The organism is Kocuria tytonicola (genome assembly GCF_003687175.1).
Taxonomy (GTDB): Bacteria; Actinomycetota; Actinomycetes; order Actinomycetales; family Micrococcaceae; genus Kocuria; species Kocuria tytonicola.
In genome coordinates this window covers 1709004-1723622 of sequence record NZ_RDEX01000001.1, presented here as the reverse complement: position 1 = coordinate 1723622, position 14619 = coordinate 1709004, and the positions used below count along the sequence as shown (strand labels likewise).

The 14619-nt window shown below is 71.5% G+C and carries 14 protein-coding genes; all 14 read left to right on the top strand.

What is annotated here, in order from left to right; genetic code table 11:
- Positions 1-36 precede the first annotated feature (36 nt).
- The 14 genes from efp to metK all read left to right on the top strand — a co-directional run bounded on the left by efp (position 37) and on the right by metK (position 14569).
- Positions 37-600: an elongation factor P gene (gene efp, locus EAE32_RS07775; protein ID WP_055084651.1), complete on the top strand. Its 564-nt coding sequence runs from the start codon at positions 37-39 to the stop codon at positions 598-600.
- Complete coding sequence (gene nusB / locus EAE32_RS07770; RefSeq protein ID WP_121846347.1) at positions 597-1013, top strand: transcription antitermination factor NusB; 417 nt, start codon at positions 597-599, stop codon at positions 1011-1013. The genes efp and nusB overlap by 4 nt, the downstream gene beginning before the upstream one ends.
- 112 nt (positions 1014-1125) lie before the next feature.
- Complete coding sequence (gene pyrR, locus EAE32_RS07765) at positions 1126-1788, top strand: bifunctional pyr operon transcriptional regulator/uracil phosphoribosyltransferase PyrR (protein ID WP_121864670.1); 663 nt, start codon at positions 1126-1128, stop codon at positions 1786-1788.
- Positions 1785-2777: an aspartate carbamoyltransferase catalytic subunit gene (locus tag EAE32_RS07760; RefSeq protein WP_121846345.1), complete on the top strand. Its 993-nt coding sequence runs from the start codon at positions 1785-1787 to the stop codon at positions 2775-2777. The genes pyrR and EAE32_RS07760 overlap by 4 nt, the downstream gene beginning before the upstream one ends.
- A gap of 9 nt (positions 2778-2786) precedes the next feature.
- Positions 2787-4097: a dihydroorotase gene (locus EAE32_RS07755; protein ID WP_121864669.1), complete on the top strand. Its 1311-nt coding sequence runs from the start codon at positions 2787-2789 to the stop codon at positions 4095-4097.
- Between the two features lie 32 nt (positions 4098-4129).
- Positions 4130-4624 (top strand): PH-like domain-containing protein, encoded by a 495-nt coding sequence (locus tag EAE32_RS07750; RefSeq protein WP_121845930.1) that lies wholly within the window; start codon positions 4130-4132, stop codon positions 4622-4624.
- A gap of 74 nt (positions 4625-4698) precedes the next feature.
- A complete protein-coding gene (gene carA / locus EAE32_RS07745; RefSeq protein WP_121845927.1) occupies positions 4699-5883 on the top strand; it encodes a glutamine-hydrolyzing carbamoyl-phosphate synthase small subunit in 1185 nt (394 codons plus the stop codon).
- Positions 5883-9203 carry a carbamoyl-phosphate synthase large subunit gene (gene carB, locus EAE32_RS07740; RefSeq protein WP_121864668.1) on the top strand — a complete coding sequence of 1107 codons (3321 nt, stop codon included), beginning with the start codon at positions 5883-5885 and terminating at the stop codon, positions 9201-9203. The genes carA and carB overlap by 1 nt, the downstream gene beginning before the upstream one ends.
- Positions 9196-10215 (top strand): orotidine-5'-phosphate decarboxylase, encoded by a 1020-nt coding sequence (gene pyrF / locus EAE32_RS07735; RefSeq protein ID WP_121864667.1) that lies wholly within the window; start codon positions 9196-9198, stop codon positions 10213-10215. Before carB ends, pyrF begins: the two co-directional genes overlap by 8 nt.
- Positions 10216-10383: 168 nt before the next feature.
- Entirely contained in the window at positions 10384-10698 is a 315-nt protein-coding gene (gene mihF, locus EAE32_RS07730; protein WP_121845924.1) for an integration host factor, actinobacterial type, read from the top strand.
- An 87-nt stretch (positions 10699-10785) separates the two neighbouring features.
- Positions 10786-11361, top strand: coding sequence for a guanylate kinase (gene gmk, locus EAE32_RS07725; RefSeq protein WP_121845923.1), 576 nt, complete (start codon positions 10786-10788; stop codon positions 11359-11361).
- A gap of 82 nt (positions 11362-11443) precedes the next feature.
- Entirely contained in the window at positions 11444-11932 is a 489-nt protein-coding gene (gene rpoZ / locus EAE32_RS07720) for a DNA-directed RNA polymerase subunit omega (protein WP_121845922.1), read from the top strand.
- A gap of 47 nt (positions 11933-11979) precedes the next feature.
- Positions 11980-13353 (top strand): bifunctional phosphopantothenoylcysteine decarboxylase/phosphopantothenate synthase, encoded by a 1374-nt coding sequence (locus EAE32_RS07715; protein ID WP_121864844.1) that lies wholly within the window; start codon positions 11980-11982, stop codon positions 13351-13353.
- A gap of 10 nt (positions 13354-13363) precedes the next feature.
- Positions 13364-14569, top strand: coding sequence for a methionine adenosyltransferase (metK, locus tag EAE32_RS07710; protein ID WP_121864666.1), 1206 nt, complete (start codon positions 13364-13366; stop codon positions 14567-14569).
- Positions 14570-14619 lie beyond the last annotated feature (50 nt).

The window sequence follows — 14619 nt, the reverse complement described above, 5'->3', positions numbered from 1 at the left end:
CCAGTGCGGCGACGTTCCCGACGAGAAAGTGACACCGTGGCAACCAGCAACGACATCAAGAACGGCACCATCCTCAAGCTGGATGGCAACCTCTGGCAGACCATCGAGTTCCAGCACGTCAAGCCCGGCAAGGGTGGCGCGTTCGTGCGCACCAAGCTGCGCAACGTGACGAGCGGCAAGGTGGTGGACAAGACGTTCAACGCCGGTGCCAAGATCGAGACCGCCACGGTGGACCGCAGCGAGTACCAGTACCTGTACCAGGACGGCGAGGACTACGTCTTCATGGACAACTCCACGTACGACCAGATCACCGTGCCGGGTGTCGTGGTGGGGGACGCCGCGAACTTCATGCTCGAGAACCAGAACGTGACCGTGGCCATCCACGAGGGTGCGCCGCTGTACATCGAGATGCCGCCCTCGGTCGTGCTGGAGATCACCTACACCGAGCCCGGTCTGCAGGGCGACCGCTCCACGGGCGGCACCAAACCGGCGACCGTGGAGACCGGTTACCAGATCCAGGTCCCCCTGTTCCTCGAGCAGGGCACCAAGGTCAAGGTGGACACCCGCACCGGTGACTACCTGGGACGCGTCAACGAGTGAGCGGCGCCCGGAGCAAGGCGCGGATCCGCGCCGTCGAGATCCTGTTCGAGGCCGAGCAGCGCAACGAGTCCGTCCGCGACGCCCTGGTGCGTCGGCGCGAGAACTCGTCCTCCCCGGTGGCGCCCTACACGGTGGACATCATCGAGGGCGTGGACGGGCGCCGCGAGGACATCGACGAGTTCCTCGAGACGTACTCGCAGGGCTGGGCGCTGAACCGGATGCCCGCTGTGGACCGCAACGCGCTGCGCGTGGGGGCGTGGGAGCTGCTGTACAACGACGAGATCCCGGACGGCGTGGCCGTCGCGGAGGCCGTCGCGGTCACGCGGCAGCTGTCCACGGACGACTCGCCCCGGTTCGTGAACGGCCTGCTCGGGCGGCTGCAGAAGGTCAAGCCGACCCTGCTGGACGACTGAGCCGCAGACCCCGGTTCGTGGGCACCCACGGGCCGGGGTTTCGCGTGTGGTAGCTTCGGGAACTGATCGCACCCTTTAAGTCCGTCCCGTGAGGCGGGGAAGGAGGCGGCACGTGAGCGTGCCCGCACACGCCGAGACGACCCCCGGGGGAACCACCTCCTGCGTGATCCTCTCGACACCCGACATCGACCGGGCCCTGTCCCGGATCGCCCACGAGATCCTCGAGTCCAACAAGGGCTCCGAGAACCTCATTCTGCTGGGCATCGCCCGCAGGGGATACCCGCTCGCCCAGCGCCTCGCCGCGCGGCTCGAGCACATCGACCCCGCGTTCCACGCCGCAGCCTCCACCGGTCAGCTGGACATCACCATGTACCGGGACGACCTGCGCAGCAATCCGGCCCGCACCCCGCAGCCCACGATCATCCCGGAGTCCGGGATCGACGGGCGCACGGTGGTGCTCGTGGACGACGTCCTGTGCTCCGGGCGCACCATCCGCGCGGCCCTGGACGCCCTCGTGGACGTGGGCCGTCCGAGCGCGGTGCGCCTCGCGGTGCTCGTGGACCGCGGCCACCGCGAGCTGCCCATCCGCGCGGACCACGTGGGCAAGAACCTGCCCACCTCCTCCCAGGAGAAGGTCCGGGTGCTGCTGCGCGAGACGGACCCCGAGCCCCGGGCGCAGGGCCACGAGGACTGCGTGGTCATCGACGCACCCGTGGCCTCGGACCCCGACGTCGCCCGCGCCCCCGGGCAGACCGGGGGAGGTGCGCGCGCATGAAGCACCTGCTGACCACCCGCGACCTCCGCTACGCGGACGCCGTGCAGATCCTGGACACCGCGGACCAGATGGCCGCCGTCTCCTCCCGCGCCGTGAAGAAGCTGCCCGCACTGCGCGGACGCACCGTGGTGAACCTGTTCTTCGAGGACTCCACGCGCACCCGGATCTCGTTCGAGACCGCGGCCAAACGGCTCAGCGCGGACGTGATCAACTTCTCCGCGAAGGGCTCCTCGGTGTCCAAGGGGGAGTCGCTGAAGGACACGGCCCAGACGCTCATGGCCATGAGCGCGGACGCCGTGGTGATCCGCCACGCCTCCTCGGGTGCCCCGCAGCAGCTGGCCGGCTCCGGCTGGATCGACGCCGCCGTGGTCAACGCCGGGGACGGCAAGCACGAGCACCCCACCCAGGCCCTGCTGGACGCCATGACGCTGCGCCGCGTGCGCTCGCGCGCCACCGGCACCGCGACCACGGGCATGGACCTGGAGGGCATGCACGTGGTGGTCGTGGGGGACGTGCTGCACTCCCGCGTGGCCCGCTCCAACGTGTGGCTGCTGAGCACCCTGGGTGCCCGCGTCACGCTGGTGGCGCCGCCCACGCTCGTGCCGGTGGCCACGGACGACTGGCCGTGCGAGATCGGCTACGACCTGGACGAGGCACTGGCCCAGGCTCCGGACGCCGTGATGATGCTGCGGCTGCAGCGCGAGCGCATGAACGCGGCGTTCTTCCCGAGCGAGGCCGAGTACACGCGCGGGTGGGGGCTCACGGCGCAGCGCGTGCAGCGGCTCGAGGCCATGGGTGCGCCCACCGTGTTCATGCACCCCGGTCCCATGAACCGCGGTCTGGAGATCTCCTCCGAGGCCGCGGACTCCCCGCGCTCCACGGTGCTGGAACAGGTCTCCAACGGCGTGTCCGTGCGGATGGCCGTGCTTTTCCGCCTGCTCTCCGGTGACGAGAGCACCCCCGCCACGAACGCCGCGAACGAGAACTGAGGACCTGAGATGAGCTGCTACCTGATCACCGGTGCCCGCCCCGAGGGTGGCGACCCCGCGGACCTGATCGTCAGGGACGGGACCATCACCGCCGTGGGCGCCCCGGGTTCCCTGGACGTCCCCGAGGACGCCGAGACCGTCGACGCCGCCGGGCTGGTCGCCCTGCCCGGGCTGGTGGACATGCACACCCACATGCGCGAACCGGGCCGCGAGGACGCCGAGACCGTGGAGACCGGCACCCGGGCCGCGGCGAAGGGCGGGTACACCGCCGTCTTCGCCATGGCCAACTCCGATCCCGTGGCGGACACCGCGGGCGTGGTGGAGCAGGTCTGGCGGCTGGGCCGCGACGCAGGCTGGGCGGACGTGCACCCCGTGGGCGCGGTGACCGTGGGGCTGGCGGGTGAGCAGCTCTCCGAGATCCGCGCGATGGCGGACTCGCGCGCCGGCGTGCGGATGTTCTCCGACGACGGCAAGTGCGTGCACGACCCCGTGCTGATGCGGCGCGCCCTCGAGTACGTCAAGGCGTTCGATGGCATCATCGCCCAGCACGCCCAGGAGCCGCGCCTGACGGAGGGCGCCCAGATGAACGAGGGCACCGTGTCCGCGGACCTGGGTCTCACGGGCTGGCCAGCGGTGGCCGAGGAGGCGATCATCGCCCGGGACGTCCTGCTGGCCCAGCACGTGGGGTCCCGGCTGCACATCTGCCACCTCTCCACGGCGGGCTCGGTGGAGATCGTGCAGTGGGCCAAGTCCCGGGGCGTGGACGTGACCGCGGAGGTGACTCCTCACCACCTGCTGCTCACGGACGAGCTCGTGCGCACCTTCGACCCGGTGTACAAGGTCAACCCGCCGCTGCGCACGGACGAGGACGTCCAGGCGCTGCGCCGCGCGGTGGCCGAGGGCACGATCGACGTGGTCGGGACCGACCACGCCCCGCACACCACCGAGGACAAGGAGTGCGAGTGGACGTGCGCGGCCCACGGCATGACCGGGCTGGAGACCGCCCTGTCCGTGGTGCAGCACGCCCTCGTGGACACCGGGCTCGCGGACTGGGAACGGGTGGCGCAGATCATGTCCCGGCGCCCGGCCGAGATCCTGGGCCTCACGGACCAGGGGCAGCGGCTCGTGGCCGGGGCACCCGCGAACATCGTGCTGTGGGACCCGCAGGGCGCCACCCCCGTGGATCCGGCCCGCCACGCGTCCAAGGGCCGCAACAGCCCCTACCGCGGAATGAGCCTGCCCGGCGGCGTCCGGGCCACCTTCTACCGCGGGCACCCCGTGGTGCGTGACGGCGAGCTCGCCACGCCCCTGCCCCGCTGATCCCACCCCACCCCCGAAAGGTCTTGGTGACCATGTCCGACAAGCTCGTCCCCACGCTGCTCACGGCGCTGATCGTGGTGGTGGTCTTCGCGCTGCTGTGGTGGGGCTGGCGCGGCCGCGTGAAGCGGCAGTCGGGGCTCTCCGAGCTGACGTCCCCACCACGGGACCTGCTGGAGCGCGCCACGGCCCGGGTGGACGGCATGTACGTGGTCACCACCTACACCGATCAGCCGCTCGAGCGGATCGCCCGCCACGGTCTCGGGGTCCGTACCAACGCCGAGGCCGTGGTGGCCCCGGACGGCATCTTCCTGAACCGCCAGGGCGCCCCGGACCTCTTCATCCCGCGCCACGACCTGCGCGCGGTGTCCACCGCGTCCGGGATGGTGGGCAAGTTCGTGGAGCGCGACGGCCTCGTGGTCTTCACGTGGGACCTCGGGGACACCCGCGTGGACACCGGCTTCCGCGCCCGCAGCGGCGAGGAGTCGCACGAGCTGGAGGACGCGGCGTCGGCCCTGCTGGGCGCCTGAGACGCCCCACCGAGACGTAGACACCGGGAGCCGCCACGCCGGCGCTCCCGCACGCTGAACGAAAGGAGTTCACCATGAGCTCACCACGCATCGAACCGGCCGTACTGGTCCTCGAGGACGGCACGGTCTTCGAGGGCCGCGCCTGGGGTGCCACCGGCACCGCCTTCGGCGAGGCGGTCTTCGCGACCGGCATGACCGGTTACCAGGAGACCCTCACCGACCCCTCCTACGCCGGGCAGATCGTCATCCAGACCGCGCCCCACATCGGCAACACCGGGATCAACACCGAGGACATGGAGTCCCGCAGGATCTGGGTCAGCGGGTTCGTGGTCCGGGACCCGGCGCGCCGCCCGTCCAACTGGCGCAGCGAGCGCACCCTGGACGAGGAGCTGGACGCCCAGGGCATCCCCGGCATCCAGGGCCTCGACACCCGCGCGCTCACCCGGCACCTGCGGGACAGGGGCGCCATGCGCGCCGGGATCTTCGCGGGCGACGACGCCGCGCTGCCCGTCGCGCAGCTCGTCCAGCGCGTCACGGAGCAGCCCGGGATGGCCGGGCAGGCGCTCGCCGCGCAGGTCAGCACGGACGAGCCCTACACTGTGGAGCCCGCGGAGCACGGCTGGGACGGGCCCGTGAAGCACACCGTGGTGGCCGTGGACCTCGGGATCAAGTCCATGACCCCGCAGCGCCTGGCCGAGCGCGGTGTGCGCGTGCACGTGGTCCCCGCGGACGCGGACTTCGCCCAGATCCGGCGCCTGGACCCGGACGGCGTGTTCTACTCCAACGGCCCCGGCGACCCCGCCACCGCCGACGAGCAGGTGGCCACCCTGCGCGAGGTGCTCGACGCCCGCATCCCCTTCTTCGGGATCTGTTTCGGCAACCAGCTCCTGGGCCGCGCCCTGGGCTTCGGCACGTACAAGCTCACCTTCGGCCACCGGGGCATCAACCAGCCCGTCAAGGACCTGGCCACCGGGACCGTGGAGATCACGTCCCAGAACCACGGCTTCGCGGTGGACGCGCCCGTGGGGGAGACCGTGACCGCCCCCGAGCAGCGCTACGGCCGGGTCACCGTCTCCCACGTGGGCCTCAACGACAACGTGGTGGAGGGGCTGCGCTGCGAGGACGTCCCCGCGTTCTCCGTGCAGTACCACCCCGAGGCGGCGGCCGGACCCCACGACTCCGCGTACCTCTTCGACCGTTTTGTGGACATGATGGACCGGGCCCCCCAGGGCTCCGGGCCGGAAGCAGGAGACAACTGATGCCCCGCAGGCAAGACCTCAACAGCGTCCTGGTGATCGGCTCCGGGCCCATCGTGATCGGACAGGCCGCGGAGTTCGACTACTCCGGGACCCAGGCCCTGCGCGTCCTCAAGGACGAGGGCCTGCGCGTGATCCTGGTGAACTCCAACCCGGCCACGATCATGACCGACCCCGAGTTCGCGGACGCCACCTACGTGGAGCCCATCACCCCGGAGACGGTCGAGAAGATCATCGCCAAGGAGCGCCCCGACGCCGTCCTGCCCACCCTCGGCGGGCAGACCGCGTTGAACACCGCGCTCGCCCTGGACGCCAACGGCGCCCTGGAGAAGTACGGCGTGGAGCTCATCGGGGCGGACGTGGCCGCGATCAACCTGGGCGAGGACCGCGAGGCGTTCAAGGGCGTCGTCGAACGCTGCGGCGCCGAGTCCGCCCGCTCGGTCATCGTGCACTCCATGGACGAGGCGCTCGCCGCCGCCGAGCAGCTGGGCTACCCCATGGTCGTGCGCCCGTCCTTCACCATGGGCGGGCTGGGCTCGGGACTGGCCTACAACGAGACGGACCTGCACCGCATCGCGGGCGCAGGGATCCAGTACTCGCCCACCTCGGAGGTGCTCCTGGAGGAGTCCATCCTGGGGTGGAAGGAGTACGAGCTGGAGATGATGCGCGACGCCAAGGACAACGTGGTGGTCGTGTGCTCCATCGAGAACGTGGACCCCGTGGGCGTGCACACCGGGGATTCCGTGACCGTGGCCCCGGCACTGACGCTCACGGACCGCGAGTACCAGCGCATGCGGGACATCGCGATCGCCGTGATCCGCGAGGTGGGCGTGGACACCGGCGGCTGCAACATCCAGTTCGCGGTGGAGCCCGCCACGGGGCGCATCGTGGTGATCGAGATGAATCCCCGCGTCTCCCGCTCCTCGGCGCTGGCGTCCAAGGCCACGGGCTTCCCGATCGCCAAGATCGCCACCAAGCTGTCCCTGGGCTACACCCTGGACGAGATCCCCAACGACATCACCCGCAAGACTCCCGCGAGCTTCGAGCCCACGCTGGACTACGTGGTGGTCAAGGTCCCGCGCTTCGCGTTCGAGAAGTTCCCGGCCGCGGACCCCACCCTGACCACGACCATGAAGTCCGTGGGCGAGGCCATGGCGATCGGGCGCAACTTCACGGAGGCGCTGCAGAAGGCCCTGCGCTCCCTCGAGCAGAAGGGCTCGTCCTTCAGCTTCGCGCGCCCTGCCGTGGAGCCCGGGCCCAACACCGTGGCCCGCCTGGTGGAGAGGTGCCGCGAGACCACCACCGAGCGGCTGCGCAACGTGCAGCGCGCTCTGCTGGCCGGGGCCACCGTGGAGCAGGTCTTCGAGGCCACCGCGATCGACCCCTGGTTCCTGGACCAGATCCAGCTGCTCAACGAGACCGCGGACGCGATCCGCGCGGACCCGGACCTGCGGCCCGCCACGCTGCGGGAGGCCAAGCGGCACGGCTTCTCGGACGCGCAGATCGGGGAGCTCGTGCACCTGGACGAGTCCGTGGTGCGCGGCGTGCGTCACGCCCTGGACATCCGCCCGGTGTACAAGACCGTGGACACGTGCGCGGCGGAGTTCGAGGCGTTCACCCCGTACCACTACTCGAGCTACGACCGCGAGACCGAGGTGGCCCCGCACGAGAAGCCCTCGGTGCTGATCCTGGGCTCCGGGCCCAACCGGATCGGGCAGGGCATCGAGTTCGACTACTCGTGCGTGCACGCGTCCATGGTGCTGCGCGGGGCCGGGTACGAGACCGTGATGCTCAACTGCAACCCGGAGACCGTCTCCACGGACTACGACATCTCCACACGCCTGTACTTCGAGCCGCTCACGTTCGAGGACGTCATGGAGGTCGTGGAGGCTGAGCGCCGCTCGGGCGGCCTGCTGGGCGTGTTCGTGCAGCTTGGCGGACAGACCCCGCTCAAGCTCGCCGCGGACCTCAAGGCCGCGGGCGTCCCGATCCTGGGGACGAGCCCCGAGGCCATCGACCTCGCGGAGGACCGCGGGGAGTTCGCCCGCGTGCTCACCGAGGCCGGGCTGCGCCAGCCCAAGAACGGCACGGCCCACGACTTCGCGGAGGCCAGCCGGATCGCCCACGAGATCGGCTACCCCGTGCTCGTGCGCCCCTCGTACGTGCTGGGCGGGCGCGGCATGGAGATCGTCTACGACGAGGCCTCGCTGAAGACCTACCTGGAGAACGCCACCGAGGTCAGCCCCAGCCGGCCCGCGCTGATCGACAAGTTCCTCGAGGACGCCATCGAGATCGACGTGGACGCGCTGTTCGACGGCCGGGAGTGCTACGTGGGCGGGATCATGGAGCACATCGAGGAGGCCGGGATCCACTCCGGGGACTCGGCGTGCGTCCTGCCGCCCATCACGCTGGCCCCGGACGTCGTCGCCCGCGTCCGCGAGGCCACGGAGGCCATCGCCCGCGGCGTGGGGGTCAGGGGACTGATCAACCTGCAGTTCGCGCTCGCCTCGGACGTGCTCTACGTGATCGAGGCGAACCCCCGCGCCTCGCGCACCGTCCCGTTCGTCTCCAAGGCCACGGGCGTGCAGCTGGCCAAGGCCGCGGCGCTGATCGGCACGGGCAGCACGGTTGCCGAGCTGCGGGCGCACGGTGTGCTGCCCGCGCACCACGACGGCACCACCCTGCCCGAGGGCACCCCCACGGCGGTCAAGGAGGTCGTGCTGCCCTTCGCGCGCTTCCGCACCCCCGAGGGCACCGTGGTGGACTCGCTGCTCGGCCCCGAGATGCGCTCCACGGGCGAGGTCATGGGCGTGGACAAGTACTTCGACACCGCGTTCGCCAAGGCCCAGGCCGCGGCGGGCGGGCCGCTGCCCACCTCGGGCTCGCTGTTCGTCTCCGTGGCGAACAAGGACAAGCGCTCGGCCGTGATCCCCGTGAAGATGTTCTCGGACCTCGGCTTCGAGATCGTCTCCACGGGTGGCACCGCGCAGGTGCTGCGCCGCAACGGCATCGAGTCCACGGTGGTCGCGAAGATCGCGGACGCCGAGGGCGACGAGCCCACGGTCGCGGACCTGATCACGGACGGGAAGATCGACCTGATCTTCAACACCCCGTCCGGCGGCCAGGCGGCACGCGGGGACGGCTACCAGATCCGCGCGGCGGCCACCTCCGTGGGCGTGCCCACCATGACCACCGTCTCGGAACTCGGGGCCGCGCTGCAGGCGATCACCGCCCAGCGGCAGTACTCGTGGTCCGTGACCTCCCTCCAGGAACACGATCAGACCCTGCGCGAGCGTGCCGCACGGGAGGCCTCCCGTGACTGAGCCGGCTGCCGGGGATCGCCACGACGCGGATTCCCTCGACGACGCCGCCACGTCCGCCGCGGCGCCGCGCGAGCCGTTCGGGGTTCGCCTGGCGCGTGCCATGGCAGAGCGCGGCCCGCTGTGCGTGGGCATCGACCCCCATCCATCCCTGCTGGACGCGTGGGGTCTGCCCGCCACGGCACAGGGGCTCGAGACGTTCTCGCTGCGGGCGCTCGAGGCCGCGGCCGGCCAGGCCGCCGCGGTGAAGCCCCAGGTGGCGCTCTACGAGGCCTGGGGCTCGGCGGGCTTCACGGTGCTCGAACGGGTGCTGCGCGAGGCCGCGGACGCGCAGCTGCTGAGCATCGCGGACGCCAAGCGCGGGGACATCGGCTCCACGATGGCCGCATACGCCGCCGCGTGGCTCTCGGACGACTCCCCGCTGGCCGCCGACGCCGTCACGCTCAGTCCCTACCTCGGGTTCGGGTCCCTGCGTCCGGCCCTGGACCTCGCACGCCGGACCGGGCGCGGCACCTTCGTCCTGGCGCTGACCTCCAACCCCGAGGGGGCCGGCGTCCAGCACGTGGGCGGCGCCGACTCCGTGGCCGGCGGCATCCTCGCCGCGGTGGCCCGCGAGAACGGTGCGGAGCGTGCGGGTGATGACGCGGCGTCGTCGTCGGAGGGGCCGCGGGGCGTCGACCGAGGACGGGGAAGCAATCGTGACCAAATCGTGACGTCGTCCGATGCACCGGGGGGTCTCAGCTCGTGCGGCGTGGTCATCGGCGCCACGGTGGGGGAGGACCTCGAACGCCTGGGCCTCGACCTGCGTATCCTGAACGGGCCGATCCTGGCCCCCGGGTACGGGGCGCAGGGCGCGGACGCGGACGCCGTGGCCACGGTGTTCGGGCAGGTCAGGGGCACAGTCCTGGCGAACTCCTCGCGCGGTGTCCTGGCCCACGGCCCGAGCGTGCGCTCCCTGCGCGAGGCGGTCGAGCGCGCCAGGGGGGAGCTCTCGGAGGCCCTCCAGGAGCGGTGAGCGCGCCGCAGGACGCCCCGAACAGCGCGTGACGGCGCCCGTCGGGGGCGTCCTGCGTGTTTACGCGGGCAAATGCGTCGGGTACTTTCGTGCTGACGGTTCCCGCGCACCAACCCCCGGTCCACGGTGCGCGGCAGGGCCGGAGGGCTATCAGGAGGAGAGCTGGGCATGGCACTGCGGCCACTGACCGACGAAGAGCGCGCCCGCGCGCGCGACAAGGCCACCGCGGCACGGACTGCACGCGCCGAGATCAAGAAGTCCCTGCGGGACGGCTCCATGAGCGTGGCCGAGGTGCTGCGCCGGGGCGAGGAGGACGAGGCGGTCAGCCGCCTCAAGGTCACCGAGCTGCTCGAGGCGACCCCCGGGATCGGGAAGGTCCGCTCGGCGGCGATCATGGAGCAGATCGGGATCGCGGCCACGCGGCGCGTGCGCGGGCTGGGCCAGCACCAGCGGCGCGCCCTGGTGGACTACCTGGACCGCTGACCCGCCACGCGGACCCCGCAGGCCACGGTTGGTACAGTGACGGGCGAGCCCCGTGCTCCACCCGTTCCCGTCTGCCAGGAGGTATCCGTGTCCCCGTCGCCCACCGTGACCGTTCTCGCCGGCCCCACGGCCGTGGGGAAAGGAACGGTGTCCACGTACGTGAGGGACCACTACCCGGACGTGTGGCTGTCCGTCTCCGCAACCACCCGCGCACCTCGCCCCGGGGAGGTGGACGGCGTGCACTACTTCTTCGTGGACGACGCCGAGTTCGACCGGATGGTCGACGAGCACGACCTGTTGGAGTGGGCCGTGGTGCACAACCTCCACCGCTACGGCACGCCCCGGCACAAGGTGGAGGAGGCGCTGGCCGCGGGTCGCAGCGTGCTGCTGGAGATCGATCTGCAGGGTGCGCGCAGCATCCGGCAGGCCATGCCGGAGGCACAGTTCGTGTTCCTGGCCCCGCCGAGCTGGGACGAGATGGTGCACCGGCTCGTGGGCCGCGGCACCGAGACCCCCGAGCAGCAGCAGCGCAGGCTGGAAACGGCTAAACTGGAACTCGCGGCGCAACCCGAGTTCGACCACACGGTCGTCAACGACACCGTGGAGCGCGCCGCCGCAGAGCTTGTGGCCCTCATGGGGCTGCCGGGCGACGCCAAGCGCTGACCGCGCCGTCGCCCCCGCGGGCCGGGACCGGCCCGCTCGAGAACGACCGACACCACCGTCCACCACAGGAGTCAGAGAACACGTGAGCACGAACAACGAAGGCATCGTCAACCCGCCCGTCGATCGGCTGCTCGACAAGACCGACTCCAAGTACGGACTCGTGATCTTCGGTGCCCGCCGTGCCCGCCAGATCAACGCCTACTACTCCCAGCTGCACGAGGGTCTGTTCGAGTACGTGGGTCCGCTCGTGGACACCCAGCTCAACGAGAAGCCGCTGTCCATCGCCTTCCGCGAGATCGACGAGGGCCTGATCGAGGCCGACCACATCGCCCACGCCGGGTTCACCCCCAACGGCCAGCTGATCAGCGACGAGCCCACCGCCACCGACATGTTCACCGGCGACTTCTTCGCCCAGGCCCAGGAGCAGGACGGCACCGCGGTGTTCTCCGACGGCGTGGAGCTGTCCGAGACCGCGACCACCGAGGACGCCGACGCCGTGTCCGCCGAGGCCACCACGGAGACCGCGGCCGAGGAGTCCCCCGAGGCCTCCGCGGAGTCCTCCGAGCAGTGACGCAGCCGGACACCGGCACCGCCCCCGTCCCCTCCCGGCCCGCGCCGCTGCGCCTGGTGCTGGGCGTGGGCGGGGGCATTGCCGCATACAAGGCGTCCCTGCTCTCCCGGCTGTTCTCCGAGGCGGGGCACCACGTGGTGCCCATGCCCACCCGTGCGGCCCTGGAGTTCGTGGGCGCGCCCACGTGGGAGGCGCTCACGGGGGAGCCCGTCTCGGACTCGGTCTTCGACCGCGTGGACACCGTCAACCACGTGGCGCAGGGCCGGGCCGCGGATCTCGTGGTGATCGCCCCGGCCACTGCGGACCTCATGGCGCGGGTGGCGCACGGCCTCGCGGACGACCTGCTCACCACCACGGTGCTCGCCACCTCCGCACCGGTGCTGCTGGCGCCCGCGATGCACACCGAGATGTGGCTCAACCCGGCCACCCAGCGCAACGTGGCCCTGCTGCGCGAGCACGGCCACACCGTGCTGGACCCGGCGACCGGTCGTCTCACGGGCACGGACAGCGGCCCCGGGCGGCTGCCCGAGCCGCAGCAGATCCTCGACGCCGCCCTGGCCCTGGTGGACCGCGACCACCCGGGGAGCGCCGGAGCCGCGGCTCCCGCCCACGACGCCGGGCACCCCGACGCCGCAGCCGGTGAGGCACGCGGCGAGACCGCTCCGCACGGCACCGCAGCGGGCGGTTCCGCGCCCGACGACGCCGCGCACGTACCCTCCTCGCCCGTTGCCGGGCCCCTGACGGGCCGCCGCGTGCTGGTCACGGCCGGCGGCACACGCGAGGCGCTGGACCCGGTGCGCTTCCTGGGCAACCGCTCCTCGGGCAAGCAGGGCGTGGCCCTCGCCGAGGCCGCGCGGGACGCGGGCGCGCAGGTGCACCTGATCGCCGCCCACGTCGAGACCGACCTGCCGCAGGGAGTGGAGACCACCCGGGTGTCCTCGGCTCACGAGCTCGAGGCGGCCACGCTGCGGGCGGCGGGGGACAGCGACGTCGTGGTCATGGCGGCGGCCGTGGCGGACTTCCGCCCGGCGTCCGTGGGGGAGCACAAGATGAAGAAGTCCGAGGACGGCACGGACCCCGTGATCCACCTGGTGCGCAACCCCGACATCCTGCGGGCCGTGGTGGCGCAGCGCGACGAGCGCGGCCTGGCGCAGCTCGTGGTGGGCTTCGCCGCGGAGACCGGGGACGCCGAGCACTCCGTGCTGGACTTCGGCCGGGCCAAGCTGCGGCGGAAGGGGTGCGACCTGCTCGTGCTCAACGAGGTGGGCACGGACAAGGTGTTCGGCCGGGACGAGACCGAGGTGACCGTGCTCTCCGCCCGTTCCGCGGAGGAGCCCGCGGCGCACGGATCCAAACGGGACGTGGCGCGGTTCGTGGTGGAGCGCATTGGCCACGAACTGGGTGTCCGAGCCGACGGGTAGTCTGTTGGGCGTGAGCGCATCGAGTGAACACCTGAGAATCTTCACGTCCGAGTCCGTGACCGAGGGTCACCCGGACAAGATCTGCGACCAGATCTCGGACTCCATCCTGGACGAGCTGCTGCGGGAGGACCCCGACTCCTCCGTGGCGGTGGAGACCATGGTCACCACCGGGCTCGTGCACGTGGCGGGCGAGGTCAAGACGGACGCGTATGTGGAGATCCCGCACATCGTGCGCAAGACCCTGCTGGACATCGGGTACAACTCCGCGGTGCACGGCTTCGACGGGGAGTTCTGCGGCGTGTCCATCAGCGTGGGGGAGCAGTCCCACGAGATCTACGACGGCGTGTTCAACTCCCTCGAGGAGCGCACCGGTGTGGCCAAGGACCCCCGGGACGCCCAGGGTGCCGGGGACCAGGGCATCATGTTCGGCTACGCCTCGGACGAGACCGAGGCACTCATGCCGGCGCCCATCCTGCTGGCCCACCGGCTCTCCGAGCAGCTCACGCGCGTGCGCAAGACCGCCGTGCTGCCCGAGCTGCGCCCGGACGGCAAGACCCAGGTGACCCTGGGCTACGACGGCCACACCCCGGTCTCGGTGGACACCGTAGTCGTCTCCTCCCAGCACGCCGAGAACTACGACCTCGATCAGCTCACCCGGGACATCACCACGTGCGTGATCGACCCCGTGCTCGGGGACTCCGGCCTGGACCTCTCGGGCACCCGGATCATCGTGAACCCCGCGGGCAACTTCGTGCGCGGCGGGCCCGTGGGGGACGCCGGGCTCACCGGGCGCAAGATCATCGTGGACACCTACGGCGGCATGGCCCGCCACGGCGGCGGCGCGTTCTCCGGCAAGGACCCGTCCAAGGTGGACCGCTCCGCGGCCTACGCCATGCGCTGGGTGGCCAAGAACGTGGTGGCCGCCGGTCTCGCGCGCCGCGCGGAGGTGCAGGTGGCCTACGCGATCGGCCAGGCGCACCCCGTGGGTCTGTACGTGGAGACGTTCGGCACCGAGACCGTGGAGCCCGTGCGCATCGAGAAGGCCATCACGGAAGTCTTCGACCTGCGCCCGCTCGCCATCATCGAGGACCTGGACCTGAAACGTCCCATCTACGCCAAGACGGCCGCGCACGGGCACTTCGGCCGCACCGATCCCGACTTCACGTGGGAGCGCACCGACCGGGTGCAGGAGCTGCGTTCCGCCGCGGGGCTGTGAGCCCGGGGGGCGCTCACCCCGAGCCGGGGGAGCAGTCCGGCACCGGCACG